Raw genomic sequence first — 15,089 nt, 5'->3', positions numbered from 1 at the left:
TCGACCCGGCTTACTAAGACAGCTCAGCAAGAGGAACAAGCAGCTATACTGAAACGCCATCCCAACGGATGCGCCCCTCTACTGCAGCCTCTTGCTGACTACCGAAAATCTACGCCCCCGCCGGTGGCCCTCGCAGGCAGCGCTGCGCCTCCGTCGCCTCGGCCCACACCGAAGCCGCGAAAGGCTTCAGAATGCCCACCACTGCCCGCGGCTGCGGCGCCACAAAAAGCAGCGGCGCGCTGGGCTGGAATGGCGCATTGAAGAGTTGCTCTTCGTGGCAGTGCTTGTGCTGCTTGCTCAGCAGCGCCTTGCCCTTGGTGGTGCCAAAAGCAGCCTGATGCGTGGGCTCCTCTTCGGTGTGCTGGTGCGGGTGTAATGCCAATAGCGACGCCTCCGGCAGCAGCACCCGCACGAAGCAGAGCAGCAGGAAAACGGCGAATAATTGGCGGCGAAGCAGCACGGGCAAGCGAAGAAGTACAATACGGCAGCCAGCTTACGCGGCGACCCAGCCGGAGGTTAGGCGGTCCGACAAAGGTAGGCAATGCAGCATTATTGCGAATGGTTCACGGGGAGTGGCGTCGGCTGCAGTTGGTCTGGAGAGTTTTTCTGCAATGATAACCGTGTTTGGAGTCAGCAGATTGCCGATTTATCTTCCAACAAAACACTAGCGCAACCTTGTTGCAAAAGCAATTTTACTAATTTTGCAACAATGTTGCTTTTAATTCCTGTTTGTATTTATGCCTGCTCCAACTCCTTCCCGACCCTACGAAGTTATCATCATTGGCGGCAGCTACGCCGGCTTGAGCGCCGCCATGAGCCTGGGCCGCGCCCGCCGCCAGGTTTTAGTTATCGACGGCGGCCTGCCGCGCAACCACTTTACCCCGCACGCCCACAACCTGCTGCTTAACGACGGCGAAGCACCCGCCGCCCTGGCTGCCCGCGCCCGGCAAAATCTGGCCTACTACCCCACCGTGCAGCTGCTGACGGACCAGGTTACGGCGGCCCGGAAATTACCCGGCGGCTCCTTCGAGCTAAACACGCAGCAGCACGGCCCGCTACAGGCGCGCTACCTGCTACTGGCCACCGGCCTGCGCGACGAGCTACCCGCCGTGCCCGGCTTCGCCGAATGCTGGGGCAAGTCGGTCATTCACTGCCCCTACTGCCACGGCTACGAAGTGGCCGACCAGCCTACCGGTGCCTGGGTAAACGGCGAAGACGCTCACCACCTGGCGACTTTGCTACCCAACTGGACCCGCGACCTGACCATCTTCACCAACGGCCCTGCTACTTTCGGCGACGACCTGCGGCAGCAGCTAGCAGAGCAGAACATTGCGCTGGACGAAACGCCCATCGCGGCCCTGGAGCACGAGCATGGCCAGCTGCGCGCCCTGCACCTGGCCGACGGCCGCCGCCACCCATTGCCGGTGCTTTACGCCCGCCTGCCGCTGCACCAAGCCTCGGAGCTACCGGCGCAGTTGGGCTGCGCGCCGGCCCGGCAAGCACCTTTGCTGCAGGTCGATGCGCAGTACCGCACATCGGTGCCCGGCGTGTATGCGGCCGGCGATAATTGCACCCCGGTGAGTCAATTGGCGCAGGCTATTGCGGCGGGGAATATGGCCGGCGCTGCCATCAGCCGGGAGTTGATTTTCGGGGCGCACTAACGACGCGGGCAATTGGTTATGGTGGCAGCAACGAGCCTGCCTAAAGCAGGGCGGTTGTAAATTTGACCCATGCCCGCCGCTCCTACCGACCGCCTCACCCAAACCCTGGCCCGCCATGGCCTGCGCACTACGCCGGTGCGCCGCGCCGTGCTGCAAACGGTGGCTGGCCGGGGCTACGCCCTCACCGGTGCCGAGATTGAGCAGGAAATCGGCGTGGGCACCGACCGCATCACGCTCTACCGCACGCTCAAGAGCTTTGAGCAGAGCGGTTTGATTCATCGGGTTATTGACGACTCGGACGTGCTGCGCTACGCGGCCTGCTCTATCGAATGCACGGCCACGGCGCACTTCGACAACCACGTGCATTTCAAGTGCGGCAAGTGCGCCCACACCTACTGTCTCAATCAGGTAGCTATTCCGACGGTGACGCTGCCGGGTGGTTTTCAGGCCGAGCGGAAGGACTACTTGCTGTCGGGCACCTGCCAGTTTTGCCAGAGCTGACTAACCTTGGCGGGCAAATAGAAAATATACTTTTGCACGCTTTTTGCCGTTAGAAGCACCGGTTACTGCCGAGCTTTATGCTGCTTAACGCTATTCCCGACGTCCGCCTGCAACACGATGCCCCGCTGAGCCTGCTGCGCGTGGCTTGGACCGGGGGCGCCGGCTTGCAGTCGTTTCGCGTGGGCTCAATGCAGCTGGCGGGGCTGGCGCAGCGGCTGCGGGTGCAAAACTGCCTGCTGGAGATGGATACGCTGCCCGATTTGTCGGCCTACGACCAAATCTGGCTGGGCCTTCACTGGCTGCCGGAGGTTTTTCAGCTGCCCTTGCAGCAGGTCGTGTTTACCATCAAGCCCGAGCGGGTGTATCACCAAGCCGCTATCGACTCGCTACTGGCGCTGGCCCGGCCGTTTATCCGGTTCGACGTGCAGTTTTTTGAGCAGCCGCGCGCGGCCCTGCGCTGGCTGACGCACGACTCGCCCCAGTTACCGGCCTTACTGGCCGAGTGGGAAGCTGTCATCAGCCAGCCAGAATTGCAGTAATCCAGCCCCTGCGTCACGTTTTTTCGCTGTCATCATGGCAGCTAACTGTCCTTGGAACAGCCTTTGACCAGGCCGCGTAGCCAGGCTGCCGTTAGCGCAGCCAGCTATTTATTGTCACATTTTCGCCTTTGCTACTCATGAAAGAGACTGGTTCTATTTCCATTCATACCGAGAACATCTTCCCGATTATCAAGAAGTTCCTGTACTCGGACCACGAGATTTTCCTGCGCGAGCTGGTATCCAATGCCGTCGATGCCACCCAAAAGCTGCAGAGCCTGGCCCGCCAAGGCGAGTTCACGGGCGAGCTGGGCGAGCTGAAAGTGCGCGTGACCGTGGACAAGGAAGCCCGCAAAATCACCATCTCGGACCGCGGCCTGGGCATGACGGCCGAGGAAATCAAGAAGTACATCAACCAGATTGCCTTCTCCGGCGCGACCGAGTTCGTGGAGAAGTACAAAGAAACCGACGCCAACGCCAAAGACCAGATTATCGGGCAGTTTGGCCTGGGTTTCTACTCCGCCTTCATGGTCGCTAAGGAAGTCGAAATCTGGTCGAAATCCTATAAAGAAGGTAGCGCCACCGCCCATTGGGTGTGCGACGGCAGCACCGAATTTAGCCTCGATGAGCCCACCGGCGAGCACGAAAAAGCCGAGCGCGGCACCGACGTGGTGCTGCACGTAGCCGACGACTCCGATGAATTCCTGGACGAGACACGCCTGCGCGGCATCCTCACCAAGTACTGTAAATTCCTGCCGGTAACGATTGAGTTCGAGGGCGAAGTAATCAACAACACCGACCCCATCTGGACCAAGCAGCCCTCGGAGCTGAGCGACGAGGACTACAAGAAATTCTATCACGAGCTCTATCCCTTGAGCCTCGATGAGCCGCTGTTCTGGATTCACCTCAACGTGGATTATCCCTTCAACCTCACGGGTATTCTGTATTTCCCGAAGGTGAAGGACGAGCTACAGCTGCAGCGCAACAAAATTCAGCTCTACTCGCGGCAGGTGTTCATTACCGACGAGGTGAAGGACGTGGTGCCCGAGTTCCTGATGCTGCTGCACGGTGTGATTGACTCGCCGGATATTCCGCTGAACGTGAGTCGCTCGTTCCTGCAGGCCGATGCGGCGGTGAAGAAAATCAACACTTACATTACCAAGAAAGTAGCCGATAAGCTGAGCAGCCTCTTCAAGCAGGACCGCGCCGGCTACGAGGAGAAGTGGGGCGACATCGGCATGTTCGTGAAGTACGGCATGCTGAGCGACGAGAAGTTTTACGACAAGGCCAAGGACTTTGCCCTGCTGCAAAACACCGACGAGAAGCTCTTCACCATCAACGAGTACACCGAGCACGTTCAGACCAACCAGAAGGACAAGAACGACACCACGGTGGTGCTTTACACCAACGACGCCGAGGCCCAGCACGGCTACGTGGCCGCCGCCAAAGAGCGCGGCTACGACGTGCTGCTTTTCGATCAGGTACTCGACCCGCATTTTGTGGGACAGCTGGAGCAGAAAGTGGAGAAAACCAGCTTCAAGCGCGTGGATGCCGCCCCGGTGAGCCATCTCATCGAGAAGGACGAAACCACCGAAAGCGTGCTCTCGGAAGACGAGCAAACTAAACTGAGCGACACCTTCAAAACGGCCATCGCCAACGATGCCATGCACGTGAAAGTGACGGCCTTGAGTCCGCAGGACGCCCCGGTACTCATCACCCAAAACGAATTCATGCGCCGCATGAAAGACATGCAGCGCACCGGCGGGGGCGGCGGCATGCAGATGTTCGGCGCCTTCCCCGACTCGTTCGACGTGACCGTGAACGCCAACCACCCGCTGGTGCAGAAAATCCTGGCCGACGGCGGCGAAAAGCTCGCCAAGCAAGCCTTCGACCTGGCTCTACTGGCCCAGGGCATGCTGAAAGGCGAAGCGCTGACGCAGTTCGTAAAGCGCAGCACGGAACTGCTGTAATTCAGCTTGAATAATGCTTAGAAGGCCCGCTAGTCGCTGACTGGCGGGCCTTCTTTTTGCGAAACTTCTCGTTAAAGTTGCTGTTCTACTTGCTCTTTTACTTCGATTTATGCTTGATGCTCTCGTTATTGGAGCCGGCCCGGTGGGGCTGGCCTGCGCCCTCGAAATTCAACGGCGGGGCCTGCAGGTGGCCATTGTGGAGAAGGGCGCGCTGGTGAACTCCCTCATCGGTTACCCCACCAACATGGAGTTTTTCTCCACGCCCGAACTGCTCGAAATCGGCGGCTACCCTTTCCCCACCAGCCACTACAAGCCCCTGCGCGAAGATGCGCTGGACTATTACCAGCGCGTGGCTCGCGCTGAGAATCTGACAGTGCATCTGCACGAAAAGGTCGTCAGCCTCAGCGGTGAGCAGGGAAATTTCCTGGTTCAAACCGACCGCGGTGAGTACGCCGCGAAGAATGTGGTGGTAGCCACTGGCTTCTACGATTTACCCATTTTCCTGAACGTGCCCGGCGAAGACCTGCCGCATGTTAGCCACTACTATAAAGAGCCTTACCACCATTCCCGGCAGCCAATTGTAGTCATCGGTGCCAAGAATTCAGCGGCCAAGGCGGCCTTAGCCCTCACCCGCGCCGGAGCACAGGTGACGCTGCTCGTGCGTGGCCCCGAAATCAGCCAGTCCGTGAAATACTGGATTCGACCCGACCTTGTCAACCGCATTGCCGAAGGCCGCATCACGGCGCATTTCAACGTGCAACTCACAGAAATCACGCCCACAGCGGTGCATTTTACCACGCCCGAGGGCTCGGGCAGCGCCCCGGCCGACTTTGTGTATGCCCTCACCGGCTACGTCCCCGATGAGGCGCTGCTTGGCCGCCTCGGCATCGAACCCGACCCAAATGACGAGGCGCGGGCGCCCTTATTTGACCCGGCCACGCACCAGACCACGCGGCCCGGGCTGTTTGTGGCGGGCACGGTGTGCGGTGGGCGGGCCACCAGCCGCTGGTTTATCGAGAATGGCCGGCACCATGCGCAATTGATTGCGCAATACCTGGGTACTACCAAAGCCACAGCCGCCTGAAGTAGTAGGCCAGGATGCTTTTTACCGCATTCCGGCCCGCTACGCCAAGCGGCTGCAATCGACAAGGTGTAATTACCTAAAGCGCAATATAATCTGTCGTCAGCACCACCGTAATGGGGTAGCCCGCCTGGGTTTGGGTAGTGGTGGTGCGCAGCTGCATATTGGTCGCGGTCATCTGCAGGATTTCGGCCGTCGCATTGCCGATGCTGCCGGGTGTCGGGTTCGGGTCGACCACCGTGATTTCCGTTTCGGCCGTATTGAACGACCAAGTGCCGGTCTTGCTTTGCGGCGCTGAGCTCGAGCACTTGGTAGCGCCCTCATCGGTCACCACGGTTTTGTCAACGTTGAACTTGCCGAAGTCGTCTTTACGGCAGCTGCTGACGCCTGCATAGGCATTCGTCGTAATGGTTTGACCGTTGAATGTCAGCGCCTGGCTGATGCCGGAGATACGCCATTTGGGTGTAGTCAGCAGCTGCGTACGGGGCGAAACGGAGGGGGTAGGATTCGAGTTGCCGCTGCCGCCGCAGCTGGCCAGCAATAGCCCCAGCGACAAAGCCACCAGACAAGTAGAGATTTTAGTCATCGTAACGAGGAAGTAGAGAATGTTTTTTTACATCCGGCCCCACGGCCGGACCCTGCAAATGTAGTGACTAACCTTTACTATCCTCGCCTTATTTCAACTGATTTTCAACCAGCCAACCCAAAAAAGGCCGCCCCTTGCTGGGGCGGCCTTCTGAATAAGTGCAAGCCGTTTAGAAAGTAACGAGCGTACCGGTGGCAATTACCGGCGTGGGCACCTGCGTCAGGTCGGTATAGCGGTAGCTGATGACCATTTTGCGCGACGACAGCGAGATGACGTTCACCTCGTTCACGGGCACACCGGCAATCTTGTAGCCTTCCATCAGCAGGCGGGTATTGTTTTCGCGGAAGCGCCACACGCCGGAAATCTGCTGGGGCTGGTTGGGGTCGCAGTGCAGCACCCCATCATCGTAAATCACGGTGCTATCGTTGCTGTAGAACATGTAATCATCCTTGCTGCAGGCCTGAATGTAGTCGTTATACACATTCACCGGCACGGGCACAGCCTCGGGGGCCACGGTGAGGTCAGCCAGGCGCCAGCGCTTGTTGGTCAGCTCCAGAGGCTCAATGGTTTCGTCTTTTTTGCAATCGACCAGCAGCACGGCCAGCGGTAGCAGGTACAGAAGTTTTTTCATAGCGCGTCGGCTCGCCTCGCTCTACTGCGGCGTGGTAAAGCAAGTTTACATGTTTTTCAGCAAATTAGCAAGCTGTTTCGCCAAAAAAGGCAGCCCTGTCAGGACTGCCTTTCGGTTGTAGCGATTGGCCGTATCTACTTCGCCGTAAAGGTAAAATCTACCGGCACGAGCGTACCCGTGCCCAGCAGGTCCTGCGAAGAGCGGACGCTTAACGTCGTGCTATTCAAGGTCAGAATATCTCCTTCAATCACCTCGCCACTCGGGTCGGTCAGCTTCAGCTTGGCCTCGCTGTTGGTGAATTCCCAGCTCCCGGTTGAGGTCTGAGGGCTAGCGGTATCGCACTTATCAGCGCCTTCATCATACACCGCCGTTTTGTCGGCTTTGAAGGTGATGAAGTCGTCTTTGTCGCAGGGTTCGGCCAGGAGGAAGTCGATGTAGTTGGTGCCAGCCACGGTGATGGCCGTCGGGCGCCAGCTTTTAGCCGTCAGCAACGTGGTTTTGCTGGGGGCGGCGTCATCGCTGTCGTCGCTGCAGCCTACGGCGGTCAGGCCGAGCGTGGCCAGTACCAGATAAGTGGAAAACGTTTTCATGGGGAAACAAGTGGGTGGTTTCGAATAAACAAAGCTAACCTCAATTTCTCATAATTGCCAATAACTCGCTGCCGCTAATTGGCATAAGTTACGGTCTCGACGATGGCAACGCCGCTGCTGGTGTGCGTGGAGCGCAATTGCAGGCTGCTTTCGGTGAGCTGCACCAGCTCGAACGTAGTGCCGCCAAGCGTGAGCTGCGTCTGGCTGCTGTTGAAATTCCAGGGGTAGGTGCCCACCACGGTCGAAGAATTGCCACCGCCGCAGGCGGCAGGGCCTTCGGTGCGCTCCTGCACACCATTAGTTTTGAAGGTGTAGCGGTCGTCGCGCTCGCAGCTGCGCGGAAATGCCGTGGCCAGGTAGTTGGTGGCCGTGCCGCCGCCCGTGCTGCGGGTGTAAGTGGTGATGTGCCAGGGGTCGGCGGTCAGGAGCTGGGTTTTGGTGTTGGGAGCGGGGTTTTCGGCCACGTCTTCACAGGCAGTGAGGGCCGATGTAGCCCCCAGCAACAGCAGCGTGGCGGCACGGGAAACAGAAAAGCGGAGTTTCATAACCAGGCGAATGGAAGTTGGAGAGAGAGTTGCACAGCCTAAATATAGCTCCTGTCGCCAGATTGGCTGGCTGGGCATAAAAAATGCCCCGGTCCGCAGACCAGGGCATTCATCAGCAATTTTAAGCGCGCCGCAGCTTACTGCGGGAATCGTACGCCCCGGTAAGCCGTGGCGTCGACGCCGGGCACGGCCGCACCGTACTTGGCATTGATGGCCTTAATCATCTCATTGGCTATCACGGCGTAGCCGCGCGGCGTGGGGTGCACCCCGTCGAGCGAGAAGAGGTTGCCGGACACGAAGGCGGCGGTGTTATTCACGCCGTTTATCACCAGCCCGTTGGTGGCTACACCCCGGAAGAAAGTGTTGGAGTCGAACAAGGCCAGGCCTTTCTGATTGGCCACGTTGGTGATGACGGTGTTGAGCTCTGCAGTGCGGTTCTGCACGCTCGTCACCTCAGCAGCATCCAGCACAAATCTGCTGTCCAAAGCATTGGACGTAGCCGCCAATTGCGCTGCAGTAGCAGCCGGCGCCCCGGGTATTTCCAGGCCTACCCCTGAAGGGAATGGCTGCAGGGGGTTGGTTGACGGCACGTTGATGGCCGCCTGAGCAGTCAGTAGCAACAGGTCGCTGCTGGTAGCCAGTCGTTTGGCACCAGTGCCGGTAGTGATGTAGAAGCCAAACCGCAAGCCTGTGGGCAGAGGTGAGGATTGAGGCAAACCCAGCGCAGCTTTGATGGCCGGCTCTAAGGCCGTCGGAATGGGCGTGTTATTAATGAGGCCTATTACGTTGGCCGTCGGCACCGTAGTAAAGAACGGAACGTTTACCACGTTGGGGATGGTGGCCAAGAGGCCTTTAGCCCCGCCGGCAGTCAGCACATCGGTAATAGCGGTGTATTTGGTGGTGAACAGGGCTACTCCGGTCAGTGGAGCGGTGCCGCCCGAGGTGGCATAGCCCAGCACGTCGTTATTGCCCAGCCAGTTGGTGAAGAAGGTCGGCTTCAGCGTCGTCACCCGCTCCTCCACGTATTGCTGGTACGAGAAGAGGGCGCTCGGCCCAGCCAGCAGGCGCTCGAAGTATGGATTGAAACCCGAGGGGTTGTTGTAGCCATAGCCGGGCGTAGTGACATCGGCCACCCGAATGCCTGGCACGCCGAGGTTCTGGTTGTCGGTGCCGGTATATTTCACCAGCAGCGGGGTGCTGTTGTCGGCCCCAATACCAACTCCGGCATTAGGAGCCACCGGCCCCAGCGTAGGAGTGCCGCTGGTGCTGAAGCCCGTGATACTGAGGTAGCCGCTGCCGTTAGAGTTAGCCGCCGGAAACAGCGGCTGCACGAAGGCGCCGCCGCCTACTTTGGCAAACTGCTGGGCCAGAATGGACGGGTAAGAGTTTTGCTGGCCTTCCAGGTACAGGCCATTGTCGCTGAAGCCCGCGGTGAGCGAGTTGCCCACGGCGAGGTAGGTGGTAAAGTCAGCTTGCCCGGCGCTCGATTTCGGGTCGTCGATGTCGGGCTGGCAGCTGGTGAGTCCCAGGCCCATCAGGCCCAGCGCCGCGGCAGCGTAGTTAAAAACAGGTTTCATATAAACGAAAGCTTGGGTCGGGTGGGAAAATGCCTAGAAATTGTAGCGCACCCCGATGCCGGGAATGCTGATGTTGGTGCGGTAGGTTCCGGCCACGCGGTCGGTGGTGCCGTTGTCGAGCAGCTGGGCCTCCGTTTGGGTGCGCTTCAGAATGGCCTGGAACATGAACGAGGCATCCACGCCGAGATTTTCGGTGATGTCGTAGCCGATACCGGCCGTGCCGATAATACGGTCATTATCGGGGGTTTCGGGCGTCACATAGCCGTCTTTCACCGGGGTCATGTCGTAGGCACCGCCCAAGCGCAGGGCCAGCTTGTCGGTCACCTTGTACTGGCCACCGAGGCGGAACGTCAGGGCGTCTTCGTAGTTGCGCTTCGATTCGGAGAACGTGCGCGTCAAATCACCCACTGAAGCCGGGGCGCCGTCTTTCGTGAAGTCGAAGCGCAGTGCCCGGTATTCGCTCCACTGCGTCCAGTTCACGTCCAGGCCGATGGTCAGCTTGTCGTTGGGCATGATACCGAGGCCGATGTTGACCGAGGCCGGCAGCGGCAGTGTGGCATCGAACTTATTGCCCACAAAGCGCGGCGCTAGTAATGCTCCTGTGATAGTAGTGTTGGGGTCTGGCAGGCCGGTTACCGTCACGTCGCCACCTTTGGCTTTAGCGTCAATTTTAGAACGGTAGCTCACACCCACGCTCAGTTTATCCGAAGGCTTGAAGAAGATGCCGGCATTCACCCCAAAGGCGGTTTCGGTGGTACCGTCGAGGGTAATATGGCCTTCAGGGTAAGGCGAGGGCAGGGCAATATCACGTTGCAGGTTCACTGAGCCGTAGGCCAGAATCATGAGCCCGGCACCTATGCTGAGCTTATCAGTGATGGCATAGCTGAACGTAGGCTGTACGTACACCGACTGCAGGGTGATTTCGGTGAGGGAAAAGCGGCCTTCCCAGCCGTCGGCGTACTTCAGCTGCGAGCCGTAGGGCGTGTACACCGACACGCCAGCGCGCCACTTGCCCTCCTTGGGGCCGAAGCTGGCATACACGTTAAAGGGCGTCACGACCGTGTTTTGCAGCTCGCGTTGCTCGCCGCCATTGGCCGAGCGAAACGCCGACCGGGCAAACGTGGCGCTGGCGCCTACCTGCACGCCGTTCTGGCGCAGCATGGCCATGGCCCCGGGGTTCATAAACTGAGCGGCTTGCTCCATCGACAGGCCGACGCCCACGCCGCCCATACCAATGCTTTGCTGGCTGGGCAGATAGACCTGAAAGCCACTCGCCAAGGCGCCCGACGTTCCGCCGAGGAACGCGCCGCCCGCAAGAAGTAATGATTTTACCGTCATACTGAAAAAGAAGAAGGGTTGAGTGGGTTGGTTTTGGTGGCCTAAAAGTAGCGGAAATTTTCAAGCCGAGATAGTAGGCAAGCCGAGTATTTTTTGTAATTGGCAAGAATTTCGGGGCAAACTGCGTTAAACACCCACCCAGCCGCACCAGCGTCCGACGCCCTCCCCTGTCTTCTTACCTTTGTTGCATGATTCTTCGCGCCGAACACCTCATTAAGAAATACAAAGCCCGCACCGTCGTCAACGACATGTCGGTGACCGTAGAACAGGGCGAAATTGTGGGTTTGCTCGGGCCCAACGGCGCCGGCAAAACCACCTGTTTCTACATGATGGTGGGCATGGTGAAGCCCAATGGCGGCCAGATATTTCTCGACCAGGAAGAAATTACCAAAATGCCCATCTATCAGCGCGCGCGGCGCGGTGTGGGCTACCTGGCCCAGGAAGCCTCCGTGTTCCGCGACCTGAGCGTGGAGGAAAATATTCTGGCCGTGCTGCAGCTCTCCAACCTGCCCAAAGCCAGCTGGAAAGACAAAGTAGAGGAGTTGCTGAACGAATTCAGCCTCACCCACGTGCGCAAAAACCTGGGCAAAGTGCTGAGCGGCGGCGAGCGGCGGCGCACCGAAATAGCCCGCGCCCTGGCCGTGGACCCCAAGTTTGTGCTGCTCGATGAGCCCTTCGCGGGCGTCGACCCCATTGCTACCGAAGAAATTCAGGGCATTATTTACCGCCTCAAAGCTCGCAACATCGGCGTGCTCATCACCGACCACGACGTGCAGAAGACCCTCGAAATCGTGGACCGGGCCTACCTGCTCTTCGAAGGCAAGCTCCTGAAAGCCGGCACCGCCGAAGACCTGGCCGGCGACGAAACCGTGCGCCGCGTGTACCTGGGCAAAAACTTCGAGCTGAAGCGCAGCCTCAAGTAGAACGAACTCCCTTCCTTAGAAAAGGAGGGGATGTTTTCGCGCAGCGAGAACGGGGGTGGTTGGCCCGGTCGCGCCGTTAGCGCCGCTTGCAATACTGATTCTTCACCGGCGCGAAAGCCCTGCCGACTTCCCCCCCCGTTTCAGCTTCGCTGAAACATCCCCTCCTTCCCAGGGAGGGGAGTTGTTCTTCCCGCTTTATTTTTGCTTCATGTTCGATTTGCTTCTTGCGGCCGCCGTCCAGGTCAGCAGCCTGCGGCGGCTGAAGCACATCCGCGAGCACGGTATTGAGCTTCAGGAAAGCACCTTAAAACACCTGCTGCAACGCGCCCGCCGCACCGAGTGGGGCCGGCGCTATGGCTTCGGCGAACGGCCCACAGCCGCTGACTTTGCCCAACGGGTGCCGGTGAGCACCTACGAGCAGCTGTACCCCGAGCTGGAGCGCGTGCTGCGCGGCGCGTCCGACGTGCTATGGCCCGGCCGGCCCGGCTGGTTTGCCAAGTCGAGCGGCACTACCAACGCCCGCAGCAAGTTTATCCCCGTCACCCCCGAGGCTTTGCAGCAGGGCCACTACCGCGCCGGGCGCGACATGCTGGCGCTGGCCACGCACCTCTACCCGCAGCAGCGGCTGCTGGCCGGCAAAACGCTGTCGCTGGGCGGCAGCCACACGCCCAATCCCTTCCGCCCCGACGAACCCAGCTCGCGGGCAGGCGACGTGTCGGCCGTCATCATGGCGCAGCTGCCGTGGTGGGCCGAGCAGCTGCGGACGCCTTCGCTGGAGCTGGCCCTGCTGAACGAGTGGGAAGAAAAAATCGAGCGCATTGCCCGGCACGTGCTGCGGCAGGACGTGCGCACCCTGGCCGGCGTACCCACCTGGATGATAGTGCTGCTGCGTCGCGTGACGGCCCTGGCCGGGGCCGAGCATATCGGGCAGGTGTGGCCGCACTTGCGGCTGTTTTTGCACGGCGCGGTGGCATTCGGGCCGTACCGCGAGCTGTTCCATCAGCTTATTCCCGGGCCGCAGATGCGCTACCTTGAAATCTACAATGCCTCGGAAGGTTATTTTGCCATTCAGGACCAACCCGATAGCGAAGACCTGCTGCTGCTGCTCGACCACGGGATTTACTACGAGTTTCTGCCCGCCGACCAGTGGGCCAGCCCCGACCCGCGCCCGCTGCCGCTGCGCGACGTGCAGCTGGGCCAGCATTACGCCCTCATCATCAGCACCAATGCGGGCCTGTGGCGCTACCTGGTGGGCGACACGGTGCGATTTACCTCGCTGGCGCCGTTCCGCATTCGCATCACGGGGCGCACCAAGCACTTTCTCAATGCTTTTGGCGAGGAAGTGGTAATTGAAAATGCCGAAGCAGCGCTGGCGGCGGCCAGCAACGCTACGGGTGCCACGGTCCGCGATTTCACGGCAGCCCCGGTCTGGTTTGCCGCCGATGATGGTGCGTCGCGGGGGGGGCACGAGTGGGCCATCGAATTTCTGACGCCGCCAGCTGATGTGGCCGCCTTCGCCCAGGCGCTGGACCGCCACCTGCAAACCGTTAACTCCGACTACGCTGCCAAGCGCCACCGCGACCTGGCCTTGGCCCCTCCCCTGGTGCGCCTGGTGCCCCCTGGCACCTTCGAAACCTGGCTGGCGGGCCAGGGCAAGCTGGGGGGCCAGCACAAGGTGCCCCGCCTGCTCAACTCGCGCGAAGTGCTGGAGGCGGTGCTGGCACAATCCGCCAACTTCGTATAACCCGTAAGTACAACTCTACCGCTAAGCAGGTCCCACTCGTCCATTCGTCGGCAAATCGGTCACGTTGATGGGGCAAAGAAGTTTTTTAGGCTAATTTTTTTCTTAATCTTTCGTTAACTTAGCTATTATTACTGCAATTTTCCACGCTCTCCATTTTCCTCCCACCCTCGTTTTCACTCGTGCCCACCACTACTACTAAGGAATCTCCGTACCGGCGCCCCTACAAGTCGCGCCGCCGCCGTGAAGCAGCCAAGCTCGAAGGCGATAAAAAGGATGGTAAGATGCTGCTCCGCCTGCTGGCCGTGATGGTGGTGGCACTTATCGTGGCCCTTGCACTTATATTCAAGGACATCGGCAAAAGCCAGATGGCCATGGACCCCCCAACGGCGTTGGGAGCCCAGTAATCGTCTGGCTTCTGCTACGGGCTGAGGTGTTGCAGGTTATTCGTCCAGCAAGCCGCCCAATACCCCACTGAATACGCCGCCGCTTTCTTTGCGGGCGTTGCCGCCGCCGGGCGCCAGCGCCTGAATGAGCTTCTTCACGGGCATCGATTGCAGCCACACGCGGCCGGTGCCGCGCAGCGTGGCCAGCAGCAGCCCTTCGCCGCCGAAAATCATTGATTTGAGGCCGCCGGCCCGCGCCACGCTGAAATCAATACCCGGCTCGAAGGCTACCACGCAGCCGGTATCGACACGCAGCAACTCGTTGTTGAGCTGTTTTTCGATGATGGTGCCGCCAGCGTGAATGAAGGCTTTGCCGTCGCCAGTGAGCTTCTGCAGAATAAAGCCTTCGCCGCCAAACAGGCCTACCCCGAGCTTCTGGTTGAAGTGAATGCTGATTTTGGTGCCGCGTGCCGCCGCCAGAAATCCATCTTTCTGCACGATGAGGCCGTTGGGCTTATCGGCTAGGTTAATGGGAATGATGGTGCCGGGGTAAGGGGCCGAAAAGCCGACCCGGCTTTTGCCATAGCCGCCCCGGTGCGTGAAGTGCGTCATAAACAGCGACTCGCCGGTGAGCAGGCGCGAGCCCGCCGAAAACAGCTTACCCATAAATCCCTGGTCGGGCTCCGAGCCATCGCCCATCTTGGTTTCGAAGGCGATGCCTTCTTCCATGTACACCATAGCACCGGCTTCGGCAATCACCGTTTCGTTGGGGTCGAGCTCTACCTCGAGCACCTGAATGTCGTTGCCGAGGATGCGGTAGTCAATTTCGTGGGACTGCATTGGATTGGAATGTGGGAGAAGTCAAGGGGCAATATCCAGGACAAATAACTGCATTTTCCAGGTTTTGGCTATCCGAAGCCCAGTTGTTCAATGCCGCAATTATCCCGCTAACCACCTATATCGGGCTGATTTTGCTTTTCTTCGTCAGCTAGGATATTTTTTTTCTACCGCCGTGCTTCCGTT

Annotated in this window: 16 protein-coding genes; 8 read left to right on the top strand and 8 right to left on the bottom strand. The window is 59.5% G+C overall.

All coding sequences use genetic code 11. From position 1 onward, the window contains the following. Positions 1–109 precede the first annotated feature (109 nt). The gene (locus Q5H93_RS00840) at positions 110–466 is read right to left on the bottom strand and encodes a hypothetical protein (protein WP_305004574.1); all 357 of its coding nucleotides are present in this window, start codon (positions 464–466) and stop codon (positions 110–112) included. A gap of 271 nt (positions 467–737) precedes the next feature. On the opposite strand from Q5H93_RS00840, the gene Q5H93_RS00835 reads away from it, so the two are divergent. The 5 genes from Q5H93_RS00835 (at position 738) to Q5H93_RS00815 (ending at position 5,752) form a co-directional block, all read left to right on the top strand. Next, positions 738–1,661, top strand: coding sequence for an NAD(P)/FAD-dependent oxidoreductase (locus tag Q5H93_RS00835; protein ID WP_305004573.1), 924 nt, complete (start codon positions 738–740; stop codon positions 1,659–1,661). A gap of 69 nt (positions 1,662–1,730) precedes the next feature. Further along, complete coding sequence (locus Q5H93_RS00830; RefSeq protein ID WP_305004572.1) at positions 1,731–2,162, top strand: Fur family transcriptional regulator; 432 nt, start codon at positions 1,731–1,733, stop codon at positions 2,160–2,162. Positions 2,163–2,239: 77 nt separating this feature from the next. After that, complete coding sequence (locus Q5H93_RS00825; protein WP_305004571.1) at positions 2,240–2,701, top strand: hypothetical protein; 462 nt, start codon at positions 2,240–2,242, stop codon at positions 2,699–2,701. Between the two features lie 137 nt (positions 2,702–2,838). Next, entirely contained in the window at positions 2,839–4,668 is a 1,830-nt protein-coding gene (htpG, locus tag Q5H93_RS00820) for a molecular chaperone HtpG (protein ID WP_305004570.1), read from the top strand. A gap of 109 nt (positions 4,669–4,777) precedes the next feature. Then, entirely contained in the window at positions 4,778–5,752 is a 975-nt protein-coding gene (locus tag Q5H93_RS00815; RefSeq protein WP_305004569.1) for a YpdA family putative bacillithiol disulfide reductase, read from the top strand. A gap of 76 nt (positions 5,753–5,828) precedes the next feature. Here the strand turns inward: Q5H93_RS00815 and Q5H93_RS00810 are convergent, their stop codons facing one another. The 6 genes from Q5H93_RS00810 to Q5H93_RS00785 all read right to left on the bottom strand — a co-directional run bounded on the left by Q5H93_RS00810 (position 5,829) and on the right by Q5H93_RS00785 (position 11,016). Further along, positions 5,829–6,335 (bottom strand): hypothetical protein, encoded by a 507-nt coding sequence (locus Q5H93_RS00810; protein WP_305004568.1) that lies wholly within the window; start codon positions 6,333–6,335, stop codon positions 5,829–5,831. Positions 6,336–6,504: 169 nt separating this feature from the next. Continuing rightward, positions 6,505–6,966: a hypothetical protein gene (locus Q5H93_RS00805; RefSeq protein WP_305004567.1), complete on the bottom strand. Its 462-nt coding sequence runs from the start codon at positions 6,964–6,966 to the stop codon at positions 6,505–6,507. Positions 6,967–7,100: 134 nt separating this feature from the next. Next, complete coding sequence (locus Q5H93_RS00800; protein ID WP_305004566.1) at positions 7,101–7,556, bottom strand: lipocalin-like domain-containing protein; 456 nt, start codon at positions 7,554–7,556, stop codon at positions 7,101–7,103. Positions 7,557–7,630: 74 nt separating this feature from the next. Beyond that, positions 7,631–8,101 (bottom strand): hypothetical protein, encoded by a 471-nt coding sequence (locus Q5H93_RS00795; RefSeq protein WP_305004565.1) that lies wholly within the window; start codon positions 8,099–8,101, stop codon positions 7,631–7,633. A 137-nt stretch (positions 8,102–8,238) separates the two neighbouring features. Then, positions 8,239–9,678, bottom strand: coding sequence for an SGNH/GDSL hydrolase family protein (locus Q5H93_RS00790; protein ID WP_305004564.1), 1,440 nt, complete (start codon positions 9,676–9,678; stop codon positions 8,239–8,241). A 33-nt stretch (positions 9,679–9,711) separates the two neighbouring features. Further along, on the bottom strand, positions 9,712–11,016 hold the full coding sequence (locus Q5H93_RS00785; RefSeq protein ID WP_305004563.1) for an OmpP1/FadL family transporter: 1,305 nt from the start codon (positions 11,014–11,016) through the stop codon (positions 9,712–9,714). A 188-nt stretch (positions 11,017–11,204) separates the two neighbouring features. Between Q5H93_RS00785 and lptB the strand changes: the two genes are divergently transcribed. The 3 genes from lptB to Q5H93_RS00770 all read left to right on the top strand — a co-directional run bounded on the left by lptB (position 11,205) and on the right by Q5H93_RS00770 (position 14,087). Then, a complete protein-coding gene (gene lptB, locus Q5H93_RS00780; RefSeq protein ID WP_305004562.1) occupies positions 11,205–11,939 on the top strand; it encodes an LPS export ABC transporter ATP-binding protein in 735 nt (244 codons plus the stop codon). Positions 11,940–12,147: 208 nt separating this feature from the next. Continuing rightward, positions 12,148–13,683, top strand: a complete 1,536-nt coding sequence (locus Q5H93_RS00775; RefSeq protein WP_305004561.1) for a GH3 auxin-responsive promoter family protein — start codon at positions 12,148–12,150, stop codon at positions 13,681–13,683. Positions 13,684–13,862: 179 nt separating this feature from the next. Further along, positions 13,863–14,087, top strand: a complete 225-nt coding sequence (locus tag Q5H93_RS00770; protein ID WP_305004560.1) for a hypothetical protein — start codon at positions 13,863–13,865, stop codon at positions 14,085–14,087. 36 nt (positions 14,088–14,123) lie between these two features. Here Q5H93_RS00770 and Q5H93_RS00765 read toward each other — a convergent pair whose 3' ends face one another. Beyond that, complete coding sequence (locus Q5H93_RS00765) at positions 14,124–14,906, bottom strand: TIGR00266 family protein (RefSeq protein ID WP_305004558.1); 783 nt, start codon at positions 14,904–14,906, stop codon at positions 14,124–14,126. Positions 14,907–15,089: the final 183 nt, after the last annotated feature.

It is taken from the genome of Hymenobacter aranciens, assembly GCF_030580865.1.
In the GTDB taxonomy this organism is placed as follows: Bacteria; Bacteroidota; Bacteroidia; order Cytophagales; family Hymenobacteraceae; genus Hymenobacter; species Hymenobacter aranciens.
Note: the sequence above shows the minus strand (reverse complement) of the source record. Positions and strands in the feature narration are given on the sequence as shown.